Origin of the sequence: Pseudomonas sp. GL-R-26 (assembly GCF_019947365.1) — a bacterium.
Lineage (GTDB): Bacteria > Pseudomonadota > Gammaproteobacteria > Pseudomonadales > Pseudomonadaceae > Aquipseudomonas.
This window is the reverse complement of record NZ_JAGYGI010000078.1, coordinates 1-1,310: the sequence shown is the minus strand read 5'-3', so window position 1 is coordinate 1,310 and position 1,310 is coordinate 1. Positions and strand designations below refer to the sequence as shown.

The 1,310-nt window shown below is 57.0% G+C and carries 1 protein-coding gene and 1 pseudogene; one reads left to right on the top strand and one right to left on the bottom strand.

What is annotated here, in order from left to right:
- Nucleotides 1-400: 400 nt before the first annotated feature.
- Nucleotides 401-1,036, top strand: a complete 636-nt coding sequence (locus KGA96_RS29590; protein WP_046042273.1) for a glutathione S-transferase family protein — start codon at nucleotides 401-403, stop codon at nucleotides 1,034-1,036.
- Nucleotides 1,037-1,097: 61 nt separating this feature from the next.
- On the opposite strand, the pseudogene KGA96_RS29585 reads toward KGA96_RS29590, so the two are convergent.
- A pseudogene (locus KGA96_RS29585) lies at nucleotides 1,098-1,310 on the bottom strand (IS4 family transposase); the annotation flags it as partial.

The following is a 1,310-nucleotide window of genomic DNA, read 5'->3' as shown; positions in this document are numbered from 1 at the left end:
GGTTTGAACATGGCAATGCTCCTAGAGTGATGGAGCTGCCACAGTTCGCTGCTAGACGAAAAACAAGGTGGCAGCCGTGCGCGGGCTAGCAGACCAGGACTCTAGAACCCGGTAGACCCGAAGGTCTTCCCACGCACAACCGCCATAACGTGAACTGACAGGCAAGATCACGAAGGATGGACGTCATGCGTCTAAAGTATCCAGGCTGCTAGACCCGATCGCTGAATTTGCAGCGACACGGAACGATAGAGTCCGGATACCAGGCGCACAAGCCGGCGGATTCTGGCGTAGTTGTAGGCAATGACGCAAGAAATCGTAGGTAGCGAAAACCTGCCGAAACGCCTTTCCTACAGACCACTCCTACAATTACACATACGCCATACGCGATGGAGTTGCTCAAATGGAACACACACTGAAGATTCTCGGCAAAGCCTCGTCCATCAACGTCCGAAAAGTCCTGTGGACCTGCGAGGAGCTGGGCATAACCTACGAACGCGAGGACTGGGGAAGTGGTTTTGCATCTACCCACAGCCCCGAGTTCCTGCGCTTCAATCCCAACGCACAGGTGCCGGTGATCATCGATGAAGCCGGCGTGTTGTGGGAATCCAATACCATCTGCCGCTATCTGGCCGGCAAACACCAACACCAGCACGATCTGCTGCCCACCGAACCGGCGGCACGCGCCCGGGTGGAACAGTGGATGGACTGGCAAGCCACCGAGCTCAATCCGTCCTGGAGCTATGCGTTCATGGCGCTGGTGCGCAAGGACCCGGAGTTCCAGGACGCCCATCGCCTCGAAGTCGGCATCCGCGGCTGGAACCAGAAAATGGGCATCCTCGAACATCAACTCGCGACCACCAAGGCGTATGTCGCCGGACCACGCTTTTCCCTGGCAGACGTTGTCATCGGTTTATCGGTCAATCGCTGGCTGATGACGCCGATCGACCGGCCTGACTTCCCCGCTGTCGATGAGTATTTCCAGCGCCTGGCGCAGCGTCCGGGGTTCCTCAAGCACGGCTGCAACGGCTTGCCCTGAATGGCCACAGGTTGCTGCCCACCACACAATAAAAAAGTGTCCCTCTACCGGGTAATGCCAGTCAGTTAAGCGGACTGGCATTTTTATTTCTGATCGGATACTTCGGTGATTTGAGCCGGATGGCGCGAGGATAAATACGCTCCTCTCGCCGATGAGGCAGGACATAGTGCGGGGCTGAGGCATGAAGCTCGGCCAGGTACTTGGGGATGTTCCCGGAGCGGTCTGCCGAGACACTGTTGATAAACCCTAAAATCGCCCAGGTACACGCGCTAAA